Consider the following 20426-nt stretch of genomic DNA (forward strand, 5'->3'; position numbering starts at 1 on the left):
ATCACCAGAAGAATCTTGCATTCTATCATGATGATATACTTCTTGGGCAGAACTTTTCTGCCCGGGAAGTTTATAAACGCATTTCATCAATCATTAAAAAATTAATAATAATGAATAATCAATTAAGTAATATATCAACCCAGTACCGGAAATTCACCAAAGGGCAATACGTAAAGCACACCCAGTTTAACGAGTTTTTAGACTTCTTTGAAGATCAGGACCGTTTGACAAGAATATTGCTTCAGGGAGTCGGCATTGTGTGCGGCTTCAGGCCGGAACTTATTTACACCAACAGGATACTGAGCGGGATACGGCTCTCTCAGGGCGCAGCGGTTACCACAGACGGCGATTTGCTTACCCTCAGCGATACCAATAAGCTGAGTGAAGACCTGTATGTAAGTGATCTTAAAACCATTGAGATACAAAATAAAGAATATACACATTTTAAAGTGTATGAAGATTCTAAAGGAAAATACGGCCCTTTTCGCGAAGATAACGGTGCCGGAAAGCAGATTGAACTTTGGGAGCTGGCCACTGAAAAAGATGCAGATTCAGATTTTCAGCCCATTGCCAGACTTGCCGGGTTAGAAAGCAAGTATTTGTTGTTATACCTCGAAGCCTATGAAAAAATAATTAAGCCCTGCAGGGGAGTCGATTGTGATAATCACGGGGTTCAGCAGATCCGGAACCTGAAGGTATTAGTTACTACATCAGAAGGAATTACCAATATTCTCGGAAAAAATTTTATTCCAGAATCTGTAAATGAAATACCAAAGCACAAACGCCTGGATCGCGTTCAGTCTCATCCATTGTTTATAGACGATATCCTGAAATACGGAAAGCAAAAACGGGTAATATTAGAGAAGCTTATTGCAGAACAAGGAACAGATGCCCAATTTTCCGCTTCCGATATAAAAAATCTGTATCTGGATACTTTGGCGGACAATGATTACGCTAAAGTTATTTTTGATAAAATCAACTTCATTGCTCAATTAATGGGGCTTCCTGTGGCAAATCATGGAGATTTCAAAGATACATTAGAAAGCTTTCTTATCCAGGACGCGGGGTTCCAGTATGCCTATGATGCGGTTAAAGATTTAGCCGATACCTATTATGAAATAATAAAGCTTCTTCCCAAAGCGCTTACCGTAAACCTTCCGGATCTTAATTCTTTTCCGAAACATATCATGCTCGGAAAACTAATTCCCGTTAAGCAGCTGGATTTTTCAAGACATCAATTTTATAATTCGTCCGTTTTAGATCTGGAAAAAAATTTACCGAAGCTACAATTGCTAATCAGCCGTTTTGTACAGCAGGCAAAGGAATTCAGGAATTTTACGGTTGCTGATGGCAGCGCACAGATTACAATTACTCCGTCACAGAAATTCGGGGATCTTAGCGGGAAAGCAGTTCCTTTTTATTATAAAATCAGCGACGAATTCCTGAAAACCTGGAACTTTAATAAAACGGCAAACAGGTCTTACAGGGATAATTTAACGTCTAATAACGCTCTCTCGCTGGAGATTCATATTCAGGAACCTTTATCATTTAATATAGATAAACATTCATTCTATAACATAGAAGGCCATCAGGGAATGCATTACCGGCAGGCTTTTCAGATGCTGAATCAGATTAATGATGAAAAGCAGCTGGGCTTCGATGTCATGATGTTGTCAATGGAAGAATTGATTGATAATAAAGATTTGTTTAAAGCATATTTCAATGAATATGTAGAACAGCATCCGGGTTTAGAGCACAAGCACGGCGTAGAAAAAGGGGGTACTTTTATTATAGTATACCAATCTTCGGAAAATCCTGTCGTCTTTGCAGATTTTTCGCTTCCTTATATTTGCTGCACTCCGAAAGTGGATGTTAAATTAACGCTGCCCACTGATGTTATCTGTGCCAAATCCGGCTCAATACCTTTTACGGTATACCCTATGAACGGTGATGTTGAAGCTGCCGTTACTTCTGGCCTCAGCGGTGGAGTTGAAAAAATAGCCGACGGACAATATGTTTTCAATCCGGCTAAAGTAAGTCCGCAATTGTATGATAAACCAATAGCCTTCACGGTTAACGGAAAAGCTACCCCATGTACAATTAAAGTGATTAAAGAATCTGATGTGCGTATAGATGTAACTTCAGTCATTTACCCTACAGCAGGTTCAAACGAAACTAAAGTGAATTTCAAAGTTTCAGGAACAGGTTTTACAGCCTATGATTACAATTGGGATCTCCTGCAAAATAGTAATTTCGTTAATCTGAAGCCTGATGGAGAAGGAAATGTAAGCTATACTTATTACGATTTAAATCCAGCTGAAATTCCTGTAATAACGGTTAATGTAAATAGCAACGGATGTACCCAGACTGTTATGATCAGAAACTGGTATGACGGCCCGGTTACGGTAATAGATGGTATTTCTTTTCCTCAGGGAAATTGCTGCGAAGGCAGAGTTCCGGTTATCACAGCTGATGCCGGAGGTAATCGGAGTTTCCCTTTTGGTGTAGATTCCTTTGTGTTGGAAGGGAATGGTTGGGGAGCGCAGTCGCTGTATTATTCATGGACACAGGTATTAGGCCCGTCAGTAACGCTTACAGATATTAACAAACCTTCTTTAAAAGTGAATAACGTGATCATGGGAACCTATGAATTTATGCTTACAGTTATTGATTCCGTTAGCGGTGCTTTTGCTACCGATCTTGCACAGGTACATTTTATTGATAAGTAATGATAATCGCCATCAGGTTGGGCTCGTATCAAAATAACAAGCTTGCCTGTTTGATGCATAAATTGTAAAGAGGTGCTTTAATCGGAGATTTCCGACACCTCTTTAATACCGATAAATAAATAAAAAAAATATAATATAATGGCAATAGCAACATGCAATATTTCATTTAATATAAATTATACATCTTCCGCACCGGTAACCGGAGCTGCTGCATTGTACAGGCCGAAAGTCTCTTCAGGGCCGTATACGGTGCACCCTATAAACCCGATACCGGCGAGTGGGAGCCTGGTAACCCTTCCTGAAATCCCGGCATCAGGAGAATATGAATTAATCGTTGAATTAACAGCTGCCGGAGTTGTTACCAGAAAAACAAATTCTTTTAAGATTGGTGATTGTGGGGCTTCAACCTGTGAAATTCCGGAGATAAAAGATGTTCAGGTGCTTGATAGCGGGCAAATTGTATTGGATTATGCAGTAAATAGAGCCAACCTTGCCACCCCGGAATACCAGATCGCCACAGATCCCGGGTTTACAGATGTTATCCATTTCAGGGTAGGATTTAATTACGAACCGCTTGAAAATGTTTTCATGGACGGCGGCAATATCCCTGAAAATCAAACGCTGTATGTAAGAGCAAGAAAACATTGCTCTTCTCCATCCGGAGTTTCAAAATGGTCTAACGTTTTTGAATTTATATCCAAAACAAGGGTTATCAGAAGGGCGCCTTATACCTTTACAGAAGCTTTCTGTGTTTCGGGAAACTTTAAAGATCCAACGAACAGTGCAGAGGTGGGTGCAAGTATTTGCTGGGATGAAGCCCTGCTTCAGAAAACCATCAATCTTACAACGTCTGCTCCACAGGTGGGAGCATACATTTATCTGAGCGACGGTACTACTCCTGCCATACCTGCAAATCTGCAAAGTTTTGAAACAGGCGGCCCAAGCATAGGCTTTAAAGATAAAGGAATCAAATGGGTACGGTTCAGAAATTATAGCGGAGAAAGAATTTATGATGTGGAATCATCTACCGGTTTAATAACCGGCATTTCGGCAGCATTTAACTGCAATACCTGATAATTTATCTCTGAAAACAATAAAATCCTCCATTGTGAGGATTTTATTCAATCAGGTGGTTATTTATCTTCTGTTATTCTTACGTCTTGTACTGATGATATTGAACAGCTTGGCGACATCTTCAAGATGAATTTCAAAATCTTCGTAATATTCATTAAGAGAATGCAGTGTAATAATGCCTTTTTCAACATCATGGTTAATGATGCGTTTCACGAGGATCCCTTTTTCTTTATGAACAATTACAAAATCCCATTTATCATAGTGAAGCCTGCTCATCCAGTAATCCTGGCGGATATTTCTGCATAAGATGATGTCGCCTTCAAGATAGCTTTCGTAAGATCCGTTATCCATGCTGTCTCCTCTTACTTCAAAACACATGTATTCGCCACGGTGCTCTACATCGTCTGTAAAAGGTATGGTTGGTAGGCTTTCTATGTATTCTTCATCGGCAAATCTGCTTAAATAGCCTGCCTGTGCGTATTGATTGGCAAGCGGGACATGCATTATTTTAAGATCTGAAAAAGCCAGCGGTGAAGCGCTGTCTTCATTTTGCTGCTTTTCTTGGTTTAGCAGCAGATTGGTTACAAAATAAGCAGTTGTTTCCGGGATTTTGCGTTCGCCTTTTTCCCAATATTGTACGGCTCTGGTTCCTACACCGATAGATTTTGCAATCTCGGCCTGCTTCATATTGAGCTTTTTTCTAATTTCTTTGAATTCTAAGTAGTTCATTTTGATGTTTTTAAGGTCATTGTGTAAAAAAAATTACGAAAAATATTCATAAATAATTTTGAAAAGCGAACATTGTTCGTATATTTGTTCACGGTTGAGATGGAACAATGCAAATATACAAAAATTATATAGATGATTTAATTTTTATTTGAAGTTCGGGAGCTTTATTTAATTTAAATATCTGTTTATAATCAATGGTTTAAAAGTATGTTGCATGCTTAACTGCTTTAAAAGATTAGAATTCTCTGTTTTTGTCTTATAGAGTACTTAAATGAACAAAAGAAATATTTCTAATTTTTTATCTGTAAAAATTGCGTTTTTGCTTATTTATTTGAAAATTTCGTGCGTATTGTGGTAGGTGTTTGCGAATAAAATTCGTTTAAAATTTATTATTTGAAGAAATAAAAGGCTCTTAAACTATTCCTTTTGTTCGTAACAAAAAGCAAGCCGAAATAAATAATATAACTGCTAACATATAAAATATCGATTAATTGTAGTTATCAGTAAAGATTGTTTCAGGATTATAAATTGCATAAAGCTTCTGTAACAAGCTTAAAGATCTTGTAAAACAGAATGTTGCGCTCTTTAAAAAACAATTTGCTCTCTGTAAACGAAAAACGTTCGTTAAAGGAACATTGATTTCTTTGGCACCAACGAAGAATTTAACGGAGGTATTTATCAGGAAAGGCTGGATGCTGTTCATCAAAAAAGATAACGTACAAGCTTTCCTAAAAATCAAAAACTATAAAGTAGTACATCTTTCAAAGGCTTGAAAATGAGTCTTTAAGGTTTCTTATGGATTTATCCCACCATAAAAAAATAAGAAGCAGATATATTTAAAAAAACTTATAACATAAAAACTGTAACCAAACATGAAACGTAGCAAAGAACTAGTAGAAAAAAGAAAAGATTTTGTCATTGATTATGTAAAACGTAATCAGGATAAGCAGATGAAGGTGATCGTCACCGAACTTATGGAAATGCTGTTTTTGTCCGAAAGAACAATATACAACATCATTCTCCAGGGATAGATGGGAAGGCTCATCATGTCTTTTAAAAAACGGATAATAACCATGAATTATCTATTTATTATTTCCATAATATAGATGAAGACTACAATAACCAATCATACGGATTGTTCTAAAAGTCTTTCTAAAATTCATTTTTACATTAAATAACAGGCAAAAAGGTTTTGTTTCTTGTTCTGCCGCTTAAGCTGTAGTAAAAACCTGGAGCAGGAGCCGTTTGCTCTTTTACGGATTCAATTTTTAAAAGATTATAAACATTATTCAACTTAAAAATTTTATTAACCATGAAAAAGAGAAGAAAAAAAATAAAGAAAAACAGAGAAATAGCTAAAAATCCAAGAAAAAACATTGATGACCTTATCGATGAATTAGCCTATCTGGATGAAAACAGAAACATGCTGAAAAGCAAAAGGTTTTTGGATGACATGTACATCCTCAACCTGGAATAAAGCCGCATTGAAAGATGTGCAACCCCAAATTTGAATCAATATATAGAAGAGAAAAGATGAATTTAGATAGTTTAAAAGCCCTTCTCATCGGAACTGCCATTGCATTTTCCGGTGGATTATTAAGGGTCTTAATTTCAATACAAAACAAAGAAAAAAAAAAGGCATGGGAACACCTCATCACACTGATGATCGTTATCATCGTAGGATTCACCATGAGTTATCTCATGAACAGGGCCGAACTGCACGACAAATGGTACTCTACAGGGATATTATTCGTGCTGGGCTACGGTTACGATAAATACTTAAAGATGGTCACTACCAATCTTCCGAACTGGATTGAGAAAGCAGTAAACCTCTTTATTGAGGCCAAATACGGCATAAGAACAGAAAGACAGGCTGATAAGGAAGAAGCACCCGTAATCGGGCTTCCTGAAGACCAGGCAGAAAAGTAACAGTAAGACACGATTGTAATTCTAAAGTGAATTCAATCAGTGTATTATGGATTCCTGAAAAAAGGAGTACTGCAACTACAGAATTCATCGGGCAAAAAGCAAGGTATTCTACCCAAAAAATATGATTTTTGATCTGTAGAATTTTAAAAGCCCAGAAAATATCAGGAGAAAAAAACTTGGAGTGGCTCAATCATTACCTGTTTCTCATACATAGCCGGATGCCGCTTCTGATTCTTGCATTCTTTAAAAATCACCCGCACCGGGACAGATTTTCACATTCAACAGGTATATAAAACGCAATTATTTCAATTGCGTTTTGTATGCCTTTTACAGCCAATTATGAAATCAAAAAAACTAAGCCATGAAAGCACCAAAACCTGTGGAAGCTGTCAAAAAAGCCCACCATAACCCAAATATAAAACCAAAGCCTAAAAATCCCCTGGGCAGATTTCTTTCCGGAATGAAAGCTGCTGCAATGCAGGCTCAAAAATCAGGAGACACTTCCGGTAAACAAGGTTTAACAAAAGGAGATAAAAATCCCGTTGCTTCAAATGGTAAAGTAACGGCCGTTCATGGTTCGCAGACCATTTATGACCAGGGTTCGGAGGTGATGTACGGAAGGCTTCGGGAAAGTTTAAACCAAACCGGAAGCATCAACCATCCAAAAACCAAAGATGTGGAAAAAGGATATATGACCACCCTGAATGTCAACCAGGTACAGGATTATCATCAGCTTAAATCCGGAAATTATATGCCGAAAACTTTGCAGGAGCAAGCCACAGTTCATCAGAGGGTCGAAAAACCTGAAAATAAATTAAAAACAACAGATGAAAAAGAACCCGTAAAACCAGCTGATCCTAAACTTAAAGCACCCAAACCTGTTGCAGACCAAAAGCCGAAAGAGAAGCCTGCTGAAATTAGAAAACCTCAGATTAAACCGGTTTTATCGGATGTCAATAGCAGCAGCTCAAAAAAAACTGCGGATAAAAATGAAAATTTCCAATCGGGCAAAAAGAAAGGGAATGATGAGAAGAAATCCGACAATAAAAAAATAAATACAAAAACCAAAGGGGAAAAAGACGCAAAGGTTGTTGTTCCGGATGATATTCAGCCTGTTCTTATGCCAAGAATGGATAAAGCTGTCGACAGCGAGCAGGCTGAAATAGCTCCCGATGCACAAACGACCATTAATATCCTCGGACTTGTTGCCGCTGCGCAGGAGTTCAGAGACCAGGGAGTTGAAGCAAGGACTCAGGTAAAAGCACAGAATGAAGCCGCAAGAGGATTAAAAACTAAAATTAAAGAAGTTGAAAAATCGATCCGGAAATCAGACGATGATCTTCAACAATCGGAAGACAGCATTCATACAAAAGAAGCTTTGGTAAATCAACTTGAAAAAGGCTTGGAAACTTCCGTAAAAAGGCAGCAGAAAGTAGAACAGGAGGTAGGAACATACAAAGAAGAATATCATAAGAATAAGTCGAAATCAGCAGATTTGCACAAAGAAGCAACCGATTTATTGGGCGGATCTCAGAAACATCAGGATCCTGAAAATGATGATTCCGGAAGGCTTACCCAAAAGCTAAGGGAGCTCAACAGCAATGCGGCGACAATAGATCAGGCCGTTTCACAGTCGGGAAATACCGTTCAGAAATTAACGCAGGAAGCCCAACAGGCTAAAGCTAAAAATACGGCAATATACAAAGAAGCATTATCTTCCAAAGAATCCATTCGAAAATCGAAAGCAAAACTCGCAAAAGATACGAAGCAGAATAATGAGGCTAAAAAGGAGCTGGAAAAACTTAATCCGAAACTAAAGGCAGCGGAATCGGAAAGCAAAAAATTAAACAAGGAAGCCAATGCGCTATTGCTTGATTCTTATCGTATTGAAAGTGAAGTTATAAAAACCCAGGATGCCTACTATAAAAACATGGCAACTGTTGAGGGGCGAAACAGTTTGACACAAAAAGAGAAAGAGAAAATTCAGCAGGCTCCCAAAGAGCTTGATCCTTCAGATCGTCTGTTAATTGATTTTGTACAACTGAAAACACAGGACGAACAGATAGCTTTTGTCCGAGGATTAAACCCAAATCAACAAAATTTATTAAAAGACAAGTTAGAACAGGTAACGGCCAATTACGATAGTGATCAGTCTGAACAGCAAACCTCAATCGACGAAAATGTTGAAAGCATCAGAAATGCACAGATAGAAAACTTTAACAACAAACGGAAAGATGCCTTACAGAAACCAATGAATCTCGTTACCAAAAACCTGAACAGGATTACCGGTTTGAAAAGACTCTGGATGTCTATTACCATTGCTTTTTCCGGTATCTGGAATGATCTTACATCCATTACATGGTCTGATGTGGGGAAATTCATCAACTCGATTATTAATCCTTTAGAATGGTATAATTCTATTTCACATTCAGTACAGGGAATCTGGGATGATCTGACGAATTGGAAAGGGTTTTCCGAGGACCCGGTAGGAATGATTCTTCAGAAAGCCGCCGGAATTGCCAACAAAGTACTGGCCATTGCCGGGGTAATTACGGGAATATTGGGTGTTTTAACTTTAGCAGCAGCCGTAGGATCTGTATTCACGTTAGGAGGAATGGCTCCGTTAGCGGCCTGGCTGGGAGGAGCTACCATAACCATGGGAACCATCACATTCTGGATCGGAGCGATCGCACTGGGACTGAATGTACTCAATGGAATTAAAAACATTTATGATATTCATACGGCAAAAACAGCTGAAGTCTTGTTTAAAAATTCCGGTGAGCTGAAAAGTGATATTGCCAACTCAGGAATGGCTATTCTGGCGATGGTGGGTGGAAAAGCATCCCAAAAAGGGGGCGCTTCCATAAAAGATCTGGCTAAAAGAAACCCGAAAACTTTTGGCAAACGGATGTTTATTAATGCAAGAAACGGACTGAAAGCAAAAATTGTTTCCATCCCTCGAAAGATAACTTCTGTTTTCAAAAAAGAAACCTGGATAAAAGCGGCACAGAATTTCAAAGCGGCTTATAAAAAAGCACAGGACTGGGTGACTAAACCTTTCAGGAAAAAGAATACGGTACCACAAAAACGTAATTTAAATCAGCTCCCTTTTGAAGAGCAGACGGTTCCGGACAGAATGCATGAGCAGCCTTTTGCCAGGGATAAAGGTAAAGGAAAATCTAACATTCAGGAGGAAAATGTGAAGTCGGCTCAGGCAAAAGAAAATACATTTGAAGAAAGCGTATTCAGACAGGACAACACTCCTTATTCTCCTAAAGGATCAAAAGAAGGAAGAATTAAATCTCATATTAATGAAGAAGGTAATCTAACGCCTGCTGATAAAAACGGGAGTGCTACTGTTTCGGACCATGTAAGAGGAAGTGAGCCGATGAAAAGCAAAAGTCCTTACACTTCTTTCTCCGAAGAAGGTCCGGGTATTGGCAAAACGTATGGCGACAATGTGATTGAAGTGGACATCAAAAGACTGGAAGCAGACATTGCTGCAGGTAAAATAAGTGAAGTAGAGGTTTTAAGACCTGAAAAAGTACAGGCAGAACTGCAAACCAAAATAGATCAGGCGATGAAAAGATTTGAGGAAAATCCAACGCCTAAAAATCAAAAAAGAGTAGATGATGCTGTAAGAGATCTTAACAATAGTGTTCGGGATAAGGAAATTTTAATTAAAGGTGAAATTCCTTCTGAGTATTTTAAAGTGAAAGCTACGAAAAGTGATATATTTGAAAATATTTCATCTCAAAATGGAGAAAGCATTAGAAAAAAATTATCACAATCTATTCAAGATGCTAATGAAGCACAGACTTTAAATAAAGAGAGAAATATTATTAATACATCTGATCGCAAAATAGTTGGAGATTATTCATTAGAGCCTGTCAGTTCTTTAAAAAAGAGACAATTATCCATCTTGGAGAAATTGAAGGAGTCTGGAGATTATGCTTTTTTACCGAAAAAAGGTGTTTCGATGAAAGATCTGCTAAAGCTTACAAATGTAACAGGGGATGAGTTTAATATGTTTACTTTAGGATCAAGAAGATTAATTATGAGAGGTAAGAATAACGTAATAAAAGTTCCTAATCAGCAATTCTTAGATGAATTAACTCAAGGAAAATATGGCAAATTCTCCGGTCATACCCACCCACCTGGAAGCAGCATAACTCCGGGTCCTTTAGATAGGCCATTTTTGGACAAGATGAATCAGAAAAGAAGTGCAATTTGGGGCAATACTGTGGATGAGCCTTACATTTTTGGTAGTTTACCTACAGACGATATATTAATTAGATCAGAAATTGATAGATTAAAATGGATCAAATACTATGAAAACAACTTGAACTATGAATAATAACGAAATAGATAAATTATTTAACGAAGCCAAAGATTTACATATTGGGAAATTTAAATCCTTCGTTGAAGAAAATAATATAAAAGAAATATATAAATACTGTTTTCCTGTTTTTTCTGTTAATATTAAAAAGAAAGTATTCACTTACATTGTTAATATTAATTTTGATATTGAATTAAATGAAAATCTTTATTGGGAAAATTCGATAAACGGTAAACAACTAATTAAAATTAATGAAGAAAATGGAGCTAAAGAAATAGTAATCAGTTATTCGTATGAAGGAGAACTTATTTACAAATCATATTCTGAATTTTCCAAAAGTGATTATGTAGTTTCTGATTATTCAATAGATATTAATTACTTAAATGATATTTTAAAGAATAAACAACTAGTTGTAAATAAAAATTGGATTTCAGAGTTTAAATTGTAAAGAAAAAGCTTCCGAATGAGACAAAACAATATGAATTATCAGCTTCGACTTTAAAAGAAAATAATAATCTGATTTTATTTTTTAAAGGAATTTCGTTTAAAATTCCTAAAGATGAAAAGTTTTATATCACTTTTGGCTTTTTAGGTACAACATCTAATATGTTGGAAATAGTTATTCAATCAAATAATATTTTGAACTAATATAAAATTGATGAAGATGTTAAAATATTAGAAGGATTAAGAGTTAGGGATTTTATAATATGGCAAAATAGTATAGACAAATGAAAACAGAAATTTTAAAATTAAATGGCATTTTTAATATGTCTTTTGGTAAAACATTTTTTACTGGTGAAACTGAGAATATTAATACTTTTATTAATGGTAAGTCAAAATGGGATATTTTTATCGATGATATTTATTTTGACACAATTGAATTTGAAAATGAAAATCTACCTTTAAATAAAGATGAGATAAAAACAAAAAATAGATCTTTTTCTTATAATGTTTTTTTTAATAAAGAGTTGTTAGATTTTAAAAACCAAAATATAATATTAAGATTAAAAGAAAATTAAATATTAATCCAAATCTCTTGTAGTATCACAAGTAATAAAACCTAACCACATGAACAACGAAATACACGAGCTTCTATACCACTACAACGAAGAAGGGCAGGAAGGATACGATCTCAAAGAAGTGCAGCTCATTGAAGAAAGAGATGCTGAAAGAACTGAAAAACTAAAATTGCTGCTTCACAATGAAGATCGGTATATTGCTTATCAGGCAATGCTTATATTACTCGCCTGGGCAGAACCGGAAGGTTTTAAACAGCTTGATGAGTTCATCTCAGAAAAATGGGCTGAAAAAGAAACTTTTGAACCCCACAGAATATATGGTGAAGATAATGTATACGATGTCATTGCAAATACCTTATACATTGCCGCACTCAATGGGAAACCGGAAGAGGAACTTTATCCTTATATTAAACACTTCCTGGAAATTTACGGTACTCAATTTTTTGAATCCGGCCTGAAAGAATTTCTTCTGAAGAAAAACTGTACCCCGCTTTTAAGTGATATAGAACAGGCCATGCAGGATGCTTTGGAAAATAAAAGATACTATCAGGCAAGCCAGCTCTTTCCCGTAATTGTACATTATGATAAAAATAATTTCAATACATATAAAGATACTTTTGCATCCCTTATCAACGAGGATGATAGAATTAAATTCAATATAGAAGAAGCCGCAAAATAGTAATAATATACCATCCATATTGTTATTTTAAGAATTAAAAGCTAACTGAAACTAAAAACCTCATTTCTCTAAGTTATGAGGTTTTTTTATATTAGATAAAAGAAATAATAATAAAAACTTAAAATTAAAAAAGAACTACTTCAAGTCTATTTTAATTGACTTGTTTAAAATGTGTAGTAAAAATATTAATAACAATTCTGTTAGGAATATCCTATTAAATTATTACTGTGAGAAAAGAATTAGAAAAAAAAGATTGGCATTATTACATTTTTGAAGAAAACAATAGTATCACATTATCTGTGCCTATCCCAAAACCCGCTCCGGGATTTGATGTTATCCATATCTTGAACGAATTTGAAAAAGAAAAATATCTGCAGATCGGCATTAAAGCTCTTGAAGAAAGAATTCAGGATATGAATATGAACTATTATAATTATCAAATGAATTCATGGCGATAATATTTTGCATAAATTTCAAACGTAAACGGATGAACTTAGATATTATGCTAATAAATACTCTCTAACAGAATTAATTTCATACAAGTTGAAAACTTCAGGGCCGGATTGAAAATCCGGCCCTGAAGTTTTCTCATTTTAAAAGCAAAAGATCATTAAAAATTCCCTAAAAATCTTCCCTCAAAATCAGAAACAGATAAGAAACAATGTTTTGTTGTCTGAGATTACAACAATCAGTTGCCCCAATCATCCCCCTTCCAGCTTCCATCATCCATCACGTAGCCTCACTTACTGCAACTACAGAATTCAGGGCACAAAAAACAGCAAATTCTCACCAAAAAACAAGACTTTTGAACCAGAGAATTTAAAACTCAAAAAACACACGGGATAAAAAAAACGTAGTGGCTCCGTCAGTACCTGTTTCCCATTGCAAATCAAAATGCCACTTCCGTTTACTTAAATTCTTTAAAGAAATCACCCGTACCGGGACCGATTTTTCACATTCAACAGGTATATAAAACGCAATACATTCAATTGCGTTTTGTATGTCTTTTATCCATCAACTATGAATAAAAAAACTAAGTCATGAAAGCAGCAAAACCTGTAGAAGCAGACAACAAAGCCCACCAGAATAAAAACCAAAAGCAGAAAGATCCGGTGGTGGTACCTCACTCTGAAGTAGAATTGACTACCATACAAACCTCAAAGTCTGAAAATCCATTCGCTACTCCCGGAACCGCAAATCCAGGTAGCAATAGGCTTGGGTTAAATGGAACAATGGCAGCCGTTCACGGTTCACAGACCATTTATGATCAGGGCTCTAAGGTCTCGTACGGCAGATTTCAGGAAAACTTACAGCAAACCGGGGACCTCAACCATCCCGAAACCAAAAATCTGGAAAAAAGCTATATGTCCACCCTGAATATCAGTCAGATAGAAGATTATCAAAATCTTAAATCTGGCAACTATACTCCCAAAACCGTACAGGAACAGGCAGAAATCCATCAGGAAAGCAAAAAAGTTCAGGAAGGAAAAACAGCAAATCCTGAAAAAGCCCAACCTGAAAACAATAGCGAAGAAAAATCTCCAGAGGAAATCAAAGACAAAGCAGAAGAGCAAAGCGCTGAAGCCGCACCCTCTCCAAACGCCCAGAACAATCCTGAATTTACCCAATTAAGCGGTAAAATATCCGCCACGGCACAATCCCAAAAAAGCCACGAACCTGCACAAAAAGCAAGCAATGCTGCGCAGGCTGCCGCACCGTCGCCCGCCAACGAACGTGAAAGTATGGCCCAGGCAGGCAAAGTAGATCATATGGATGCACAAAAACCCGGAACATTCAGCAAAGAAGATTTTAAAGCTTTGTTAAAGAAAAAAATTGAAGGAATAAGACTGCCTAAAGATGAAGCAGAAGCTGACGATTTCGAGAAAAACAACAACATCCAGCAGGTTAATAAAAATGCAGTTGCCGATGTTAAAAATGAAAAAAATGCAGCAACAAATGATATCGCTTCAGCTACCGCTGCAAAACCTAATGTCGCCGCACAACCAGTCCGCGCCGTTGCCAAAATGCCGACTCCCAATACCGGAAAAGCTCCGGTTGTTCCCAACGTCGTAAAAGCAATGCCTAACAAAAGAGACGCCGCAAGCGTGGAAAAACCTTTGCAGGAAGAAGCCAATACCATTGACAGCGAGATGAAAACCCATGGCGTAACCGATCAGATGCTCGCCAACTCCAACGAACCTTCATTTACAGAAGCTTTAGACGAAAAAAATAAAGCCAAAACAGAAAGTGCTGCCGCCACGGAGAAATTCAGGAAAACAGAAAATACCGAACTGTATAAAACCCGTGAACAGGCACAATCACAGGCCGTTCATCATATTACCGGAATGCACAATGCCCGTAAAGGCGGATTGAATCATGCGCACGGCGACCAAAAGAACACCGCAAGCAAAGACAGCCAGAAGCGAAAAGAAATAGCCGACCGCATAAACAGCATTTACAACAGCTCCAAAACAGAAGTGGATACCATTTTAAATAATCTTGATAAAACCGTGGCATCCAGGTTTGATGCAGGAAGTAAGGAAGCCAAAAAAGCATTTGAAGAACACGTAGATAAAAAAATGAAAGCATATAAGGAAAAACGTTATGGCGGATCCTGGTTAAGCTGGAAAAATATCAAAAGAGTAGGGGATGCCATTGCAGGATTGCCGAAAGAAGTCAATGCTTTCTTTGTTTCCGGTAAGGAAGAATACATTAAAACAATGGATCGCTATATTGACGAGATTGCAGGACACGTTACCACTCAGCTCAATGCTGCAAAGGCGAGAATTGCCAAAGGCAAAAAAGACGTACAGACGTATGTCAACAGCTTATCGCCAAGTCTGCGCAAGATTGGCAAGGAAGCCATTGCAGATATTCAGAATAAATTCAATGCGCTGGAAGATAGCGTAAACAGTAAGAAAGATGCGCTTATCGATGTGCTGGCTAAAAAATATGCCGACAATATTGCAGGCATTGATGCAAGAATTGAAGAATTGAAAGCACAAAACAGCGGCCTTATAAGCAAAGCCCTCAATGCATTAAGCGGTGTATTTGCCGTTATCATTGAAATTAAAAATACCATTACCAATTTATTGTCGGGTATCGCCGATGTCGTTATGGCGATTATATCAGATCCGATAGGCTTCTTCAAAAACCTCATCGCAGGAGTCGGACAGGGATTTGCCAATTTCGGAGCCAATATCTGGACCCACCTTAAAACCGGCTTCTTCACATGGCTTACCGGTGCAACAAAAGGAATCGATCTTACCATGCCGGAAGATATATTTTCCCTCAAAGGAATTTTCTCCATCACCACACAGGTGCTTGGCTTAACCTGGAGCGGAATAAGAGCTATCGGTTCAAGAGTGATCGGAGAGCCGGTGATGAAAGTTCTTGAAACCAGTTTTGAAATGGTGCAGATTGTCCGTAAAGAAGGTGTTACCGGGCTTTGGGAACATCTCAAAGACCAGTTTGCCGACCTGAAAGCAACTATCATGGACACTATTATGGACATGATCCAGACGCAGGTCATTCAGGCGGGAATCAAATGGGTAATGGGCTTGCTGACTCCGGTAGGGGCATTTATAAAAGCTGCCATGGCGATTATTGATGTGGTGAAATTCTTCATCCAGCGTGCCGCACAGATTATGGAGCTGATAAAAGCCTTCATCGACAGCGTTGCAGCCATTGCCAGCGGAAATGTAAGTGCCGTCGCCAAATCCATAGAAAATGCATTGGGCAAAGCGGTGCCTGTTTTAATCGGCTTTTTAGCCTCTTTATTAGGAATTGGCGGATTGGCTGATAAGGTTTTGGGTGTTATCCGTAAAATCAGGCAGCGTATTGAGAATGCGATTGTGAAGTTCTGGACTTTTGTGAAAGGGAAGGCTAAAGGATTGCTTGGGAAAATAGGAGTAGGAGCATCCAATAAGAAAAAACAAGAATTTGATCGTAAGTATATAGATAATATGGATTCTGAAATTGCTCCGGAACCTTTTACAATGAACGGAGAAAGGCATACATTGACTTTTGAAGGCGGTGAAATCTACATGGCGAGTGAGAAGGGAATTTTAACAAGTAAGCTTACCAGATTTAAGAATTATGTAAGTAAAAACAGTGATGCTGATGAATTTGAAGGAAAAGGATCGGAAATTTTAAACGAGATCAATGAATTACAAATAAGAAATGAAAGGGTAAAAAAATCATTAACCAATGCCAATAAGCTTGTAGATACAAATCCAGATAAATCCAAGAAAATAGAAAATGCACAGGAAGAACTTGATAACTTGAGTAAAAATGTTCATGATTTTGGAGAGAAATTTAAGTTAAATGACTTGACTGCAAAAAAGAAAAAGAAAGAGCATAACAAATTTTATCCGATTGATATTGAAGAGAAATTATTACCGAATGGAGGGAAAAGAATAACCTATAAGTATGCAGAAGGTAAACAAGAGTTTACCATAGATTTAGCACCAAATGGGTATCCAATTAAAGTAGTAGGAGATCAGCTTACCTTGCATGATTTAGGACGAGGATTTACGCAAGATCCTGAAGGAAAACTTAAAAATGCAGGGATGGATTCGGCTCACGTTATTGCCAATATGTTTGGAGGAAGCGGATACAAAAAAGCCCAAAATATTGTAGCAACAAGTGCTGAATACAATCAGATTGTAATGAGAAGAAGAGAAGATCAAATCAGAGATTTTGTTGAACAAACTGCAAATGTCAGTCATTTTACTTTAGAAGTCAGTTTGCATTATTCTGAGGATAGCAGTATATTTGAAATGTCTGAATTAAGAAAACAATTAGCAGATTATGCCAAAACCGATGACGAAAGAAATATGCTGAAAGACGAAGAGTTGAAAGCAATAATTTTACAAAATCTGAACCAAACCACTCAGGAGAGAATAAAAGAGGTAAAATATATTGTAACTCTTTTTGATGATCAAAATAGATTATTAAAACGTCAACCTTTTGAGATTACTGAATCAGATTTATTATTTGGAACTAAATAGAAATAAACAATGGAAAAAATCAAAAAATTTATTTTATCATTCATAAAAGACGAATTTAACTGTAATAAAGCTAAAACAGATGTTGCTATTACGGATAGTAATTATGAAAATCTAAAAAATAAGACACAAAATTATTTTCATTCTGTAGTTCCTAATTCTTATGGCAGAGGAATGAGTCAAGAAGAATTATTAAACGATGAAGAAATTTATCAGGATTTGTATAGAAGAAATGTGACGGATGCTGTTCCCCGCACCTTATTCCAAATCAAGCAATACAAAAATCCAAAATTAGGAGAAGGTTTACCGAGATGGTTGGTTAATGACGATCTTTTTGCCTGCTATACAAGTTATACAGAAAACACAGGAAGAGAACTGGGTTATAACAAACTGTTTTATGTAGCCGAAACAAATGAAGGATTGAAAATAATTTATGATTTAACTTTTGGAGTTAAAGAGCCTGGATGGCGTCATTCGCACGATTTAAAAATAAATCATGTAAAAGATCCGGGCAAACTCATTGCCGTTGAAAAATACCAGGTTCCGGAGGAAGCCAATAGTTTGGCAGATTATAATGCAGAGTAAAAAAAATCATCAAAAAAAGCGAAATTTCAAGATTGAAATTTCGCTTTTTTTATTTGAAAATAAGCCAATGCAGCGGAAATGTAAGTGCCGTTGCGAAATCCATAGAAAATGCATTGGGTAAAGCGGTCCTGTTTTAATCGGCTTTTTAGCTTCCTTACTTGGAATTGAGGCTTGGCGGATAAGGTTTTGGGCGTTATCCGTAAAATCAGGCAGCGTATTGAGAATGCCATTGTGAAGTTCTGGACTTTTGTGAAAGAAGGGGAAAAGTTATTAAGATACAAAATCGGAATTTCCAGCCAAAAAATTTAGCCTTTTTATTTCGGGAAATTCGTCTTATATTGGTATGAGCAAAAATGAAAGAAAAGGATCACCAGATAAAAATTATATAACATGAAAAAAATACTATTCTTTTTTTTACTTGTGTTAAATATTTCCATTATAAGAGCCCAAACCATAGAATCCGGAAGCCGCAATACCGCAGGATATATTAAAAGCGACGGTACCATCGAAGACAGAAGCCATGCAACGGTAGGATACATTAAAAATGACGGAACCATTGAAAACAAAAGCCATGGAACCATTGGTTACATCAAAAGCGATGGAACCATCGAAAACAGGAGCCGTTCAACAATAGGATACGTTAAAAAAGATGGAACCATCGAAAACAGCAGCCGTGCCACGATTGGCTATATCAAAGACGACGGAACGGTAGAAAACAGAAGCCACAGCACGATCGGCTACGCAAAAGGCGTAAAAAAAGAATGGGCAGCAGTTGTTTTTTTCTTCTTTAATCTCGATTAATAAAAGAAATTATTTAGCAAAAATACCTTACAAATAAAAGGCTTGGATTTTATAATCTGAGCCTTTGTTGTTTTTGATATGAAAAGTAAGATGTAAAATGTCTGTTCGGACTGAAATTTTGCTGCCCGAGCCATAATTTCCTGCTTCCATCATCCCGCTTCCAGCCAATACTACTTACTGCAACTACAGAACCCTCACGGCAAAAAGCTTTTACAGAAATAAAAAAAATAGGAATTTTGAACCGTAAATCACAAGCAGCAAAGCATATTAAAATTAAATGGAAAAAAACGAAATTATCACCAGAGAAAAATTAAAAACCTATTTTGAAACAGGGAAATATCCCACCGAAAGCCAGTTTGCAGAATTGATTGATTTTTTAAGCATTCAGGATAATGTTCTGGGCAATAAAGAAATGGTAACGCTTGCCAATAACCTCGCGGCTCTTGATAACGGATATATTCTTTACAATACAATCAGTATTGAAAATGAAAAATTCCCGATTGTTGTAAGATCAAAAGAAGGAGAAGACCAGATTTTTACAATCGGCAAAACCGACAACAAAGAGCAAAAACGATATTTCCAGGGCAGTGCTCCTTATACAGTCAGTACAAAAGAGTTTATGGTAGAAAAATTAGAAGGAAACAGGTATTACTCTCTGTATACCCAGATTGATGACGGCCATACAACCAATAGGCTGTTCGGAAATAATCTGCCTCCTGTTCCTGAGGATTGTAAATTAGGAACTGTAGAAAATAAAAAAATTTCTATAAGGATAACCAGTGAAGATTTTGATCGTAAAATAAACAATGTACATACGCATATTACTTTTGTTAATAAAACGGAGATACTTATTGAATATGCTTTATACGCAAATTACTGGACCAATACGTATATCTCTGAAGACATCGTTACGGATCATTACGATTTGGGAGATTTTCTGGCCTGTTTTTACAGAGCAGACCTCAGGGAAATCAGTAAGTCTATAGTGTGCAGGATTTTTGATGCGGATAACGATACCCTTCTGATGGAAGCTTCTTTATTACCGGGACAGAAAAATACAAATGTTTCCGCAGGCGGTGTCCTGTCTGGTATAAGAAATGCCAGAATCGAATGTCATTATGAAAGCTAAACTAATAACTAAGAGTTACTGCAACTACAGGAAAGACAGGGCGAAAAACTTTTACAATAGCAAAAAAAGCCTCAACTTTGAACTGTTAAAATAAAAGAGAAATCATTCGATTTCACAAAATAAGAGTTACTGCAACTACAGAACAGACAGGGCAAAAAACTTTTACAATAGCAAAAAAAGTCTCAACTTTGAGCTGTTAAAATAAAAGAACAGCCATTCGGTTTTTAAAAATAAAAGGTACTGCAGCTACAGTACAAACAAAGCAAAAAACTTTTATTATAACAAAAAAATATTGAACTTTGAAATTCAATTCACAGGCAGTCTAAAGCCATCCAATTACCATAAAAGTCTTTGGGTTTCGCCAGAACAGCGAAATGTAAGCAATTACAAAATCAATAATAAAA

Annotated in this window: 15 protein-coding genes; 14 read left to right on the top strand and 1 reads right to left on the bottom strand. The window is 36.7% G+C overall.

Features of this window, described 5'->3' with window-relative positions; translation table 11 throughout:
• Positions 1 to 110 precede the first annotated feature (110 nt).
• Together SOP96_RS01105 and SOP96_RS01110 are read left to right on the top strand one after the other, a co-directional pair.
• Entirely contained in the window at positions 111 to 2729 is a 2619-nt protein-coding gene (locus tag SOP96_RS01105) for a PKD domain-containing protein (protein ID WP_326319389.1), read from the top strand.
• A 138-nt stretch (positions 2730 to 2867) separates the two neighbouring features.
• Positions 2868 to 3803 carry a hypothetical protein gene (locus SOP96_RS01110; RefSeq protein ID WP_326319390.1) on the top strand — a complete coding sequence of 312 codons (936 nt, stop codon included), beginning with the start codon at positions 2868 to 2870 and terminating at the stop codon, positions 3801 to 3803.
• A 63-nt stretch (positions 3804 to 3866) separates the two neighbouring features.
• On the opposite strand, the gene SOP96_RS01115 is transcribed toward SOP96_RS01110, so the two are convergent.
• Positions 3867 to 4532, bottom strand: a complete 666-nt coding sequence (locus SOP96_RS01115; protein ID WP_326319391.1) for a S24 family peptidase — start codon at positions 4530 to 4532, stop codon at positions 3867 to 3869.
• Positions 4533 to 5404: 872 nt separating this feature from the next.
• On the opposite strand from SOP96_RS01115, the gene SOP96_RS01120 reads away from it, so the two are divergent.
• From SOP96_RS01120 to SOP96_RS01175, 12 genes are all read left to right on the top strand, one after another.
• Positions 5405 to 5563: a hypothetical protein gene (locus SOP96_RS01120; protein WP_283421489.1), complete on the top strand. Its 159-nt coding sequence runs from the start codon at positions 5405 to 5407 to the stop codon at positions 5561 to 5563.
• Between the two features lie 281 nt (positions 5564 to 5844).
• Positions 5845 to 6009, top strand: coding sequence for a hypothetical protein (locus SOP96_RS01125; protein ID WP_326319392.1), 165 nt, complete (start codon positions 5845 to 5847; stop codon positions 6007 to 6009).
• A 56-nt stretch (positions 6010 to 6065) separates the two neighbouring features.
• Positions 6066 to 6461 (top strand): hypothetical protein, encoded by a 396-nt coding sequence (locus SOP96_RS01130; protein WP_326319393.1) that lies wholly within the window; start codon positions 6066 to 6068, stop codon positions 6459 to 6461.
• Positions 6462 to 6822: 361 nt separating this feature from the next.
• Positions 6823 to 10818 (top strand): hypothetical protein, encoded by a 3996-nt coding sequence (locus SOP96_RS01135; protein WP_326319394.1) that lies wholly within the window; start codon positions 6823 to 6825, stop codon positions 10816 to 10818.
• On the top strand, positions 10811 to 11248 hold the full coding sequence (locus SOP96_RS01140; protein ID WP_326319395.1) for a hypothetical protein: 438 nt from the start codon (positions 10811 to 10813) through the stop codon (positions 11246 to 11248). The genes SOP96_RS01135 and SOP96_RS01140 overlap by 8 nt, the downstream gene beginning before the upstream one ends.
• Positions 11249 to 11528: 280 nt before the next feature.
• Positions 11529 to 11819 (top strand): hypothetical protein, encoded by a 291-nt coding sequence (locus tag SOP96_RS01145; protein WP_326319396.1) that lies wholly within the window; start codon positions 11529 to 11531, stop codon positions 11817 to 11819.
• A 49-nt stretch (positions 11820 to 11868) separates the two neighbouring features.
• Positions 11869 to 12498 carry a hypothetical protein gene (locus SOP96_RS01150; protein WP_326319397.1) on the top strand — a complete coding sequence of 210 codons (630 nt, stop codon included), beginning with the start codon at positions 11869 to 11871 and terminating at the stop codon, positions 12496 to 12498.
• A 227-nt stretch (positions 12499 to 12725) separates the two neighbouring features.
• Complete coding sequence (locus tag SOP96_RS01155) at positions 12726 to 12956, top strand: hypothetical protein (RefSeq protein ID WP_326319398.1); 231 nt, start codon at positions 12726 to 12728, stop codon at positions 12954 to 12956.
• Between the two features lie 582 nt (positions 12957 to 13538).
• The gene (locus SOP96_RS01160; protein WP_326319399.1) at positions 13539 to 17510 is read left to right on the top strand and encodes a DNA/RNA non-specific endonuclease; all 3972 of its coding nucleotides are present in this window, start codon (positions 13539 to 13541) and stop codon (positions 17508 to 17510) included.
• Positions 17511 to 17519: 9 nt separating this feature from the next.
• The gene (locus SOP96_RS01165) at positions 17520 to 18092 is read left to right on the top strand and encodes a hypothetical protein (RefSeq protein WP_326319400.1); all 573 of its coding nucleotides are present in this window, start codon (positions 17520 to 17522) and stop codon (positions 18090 to 18092) included.
• 390 nt (positions 18093 to 18482) lie between these two features.
• On the top strand, positions 18483 to 18893 hold the full coding sequence (locus SOP96_RS01170) for a 5-fold beta-flower protein (RefSeq protein WP_326319401.1): 411 nt from the start codon (positions 18483 to 18485) through the stop codon (positions 18891 to 18893).
• 277 nt (positions 18894 to 19170) lie between these two features.
• Entirely contained in the window at positions 19171 to 20022 is an 852-nt protein-coding gene (locus SOP96_RS01175) for a hypothetical protein (RefSeq protein ID WP_326319402.1), read from the top strand.
• The last annotated feature ends 404 nt before the right edge of the window (positions 20023 to 20426 follow it).

Source organism: Chryseobacterium salviniae, from assembly GCF_035819015.1.
In the GTDB taxonomy this organism is placed as follows: domain Bacteria; phylum Bacteroidota; class Bacteroidia; order Flavobacteriales; family Weeksellaceae; genus Chryseobacterium; species Chryseobacterium salviniae.

Bases quoted from the DNA above. Each gene is read 5' to 3' on its own strand.
- SOP96_RS01105 (WP_326319389.1), top strand. From the start codon at position 111: ATGAATAATCAATTAAGTAATATATCAACCCAGTACCGGAAATTCACC.
- SOP96_RS01110 (WP_326319390.1), top strand. From the start codon at position 2,868: ATGGCAATAGCAACATGCAATATTTCATTTAATATAAATTATACATCT.
- SOP96_RS01115 (WP_326319391.1), bottom strand. From the start codon at position 4,532: ATGAACTACTTAGAATTCAAAGAAATTAGAAAAAAGCTCAATATGAAG.
- SOP96_RS01120 (WP_283421489.1), top strand. From the start codon at position 5,405: ATGAAACGTAGCAAAGAACTAGTAGAAAAAAGAAAAGATTTTGTCATT.
- SOP96_RS01125 (WP_326319392.1), top strand. From the start codon at position 5,845: ATGAAAAAGAGAAGAAAAAAAATAAAGAAAAACAGAGAAATAGCTAAA.
- SOP96_RS01130 (WP_326319393.1), top strand. From the start codon at position 6,066: ATGAATTTAGATAGTTTAAAAGCCCTTCTCATCGGAACTGCCATTGCA.
- SOP96_RS01135 (WP_326319394.1), top strand. From the start codon at position 6,823: ATGAAAGCACCAAAACCTGTGGAAGCTGTCAAAAAAGCCCACCATAAC.
- SOP96_RS01140 (WP_326319395.1), top strand. From the start codon at position 10,811: ATGAATAATAACGAAATAGATAAATTATTTAACGAAGCCAAAGATTTA.
- SOP96_RS01145 (WP_326319396.1), top strand. From the start codon at position 11,529: ATGAAAACAGAAATTTTAAAATTAAATGGCATTTTTAATATGTCTTTT.
- SOP96_RS01150 (WP_326319397.1), top strand. From the start codon at position 11,869: ATGAACAACGAAATACACGAGCTTCTATACCACTACAACGAAGAAGGG.
- SOP96_RS01160 (WP_326319399.1), top strand. From the start codon at position 13,539: ATGAAAGCAGCAAAACCTGTAGAAGCAGACAACAAAGCCCACCAGAAT.
- SOP96_RS01165 (WP_326319400.1), top strand. From the start codon at position 17,520: ATGGAAAAAATCAAAAAATTTATTTTATCATTCATAAAAGACGAATTT.
- SOP96_RS01170 (WP_326319401.1), top strand. From the start codon at position 18,483: ATGAAAAAAATACTATTCTTTTTTTTACTTGTGTTAAATATTTCCATT.
- SOP96_RS01175 (WP_326319402.1), top strand. From the start codon at position 19,171: ATGGAAAAAAACGAAATTATCACCAGAGAAAAATTAAAAACCTATTTT.